Origin of the sequence: Paraburkholderia sp. SIMBA_030 (genome assembly GCF_046535245.1) — a bacterium.
Classification (GTDB): Bacteria; Pseudomonadota; Gammaproteobacteria; order Burkholderiales; family Burkholderiaceae; genus Paraburkholderia.
On sequence record NZ_JAWRXB010001255.1, the window covers coordinates 1 to 249 of the forward strand.

At 55.0% G+C, this 249-nt stretch carries 1 protein-coding gene; it reads left to right on the forward strand.

The features are described 5' to 3' along the window. The coding region (locus SB772_RS44075) for a hypothetical protein (RefSeq protein WP_410839033.1) at positions 1-249 on the forward strand (249 nt) is incomplete at both ends.

Genomic DNA, 249 nt, shown 5'->3' on the forward strand with positions numbered 1-249 from the left:
ATGCCAGATCCCATTACCGCCTCGTTAGTCATCGCGGCAGCAAGAGACCTCGTCACGGATGAAATCAAATCGACGGTCGTCGATTTCCTCAAGGAGAAGGCGATCGGTCGACGGAGCGAGCACCGCGCGAGAAGGTTCCTGTCGTCGTTCATAGAAGAGGTACGAAGGGAGCGCGACGTGCTGACGACTTCCGCAGATCTGAACGAAATGCTTCTCGATATCGGCAAACACGACAAACAAACAAGCGCC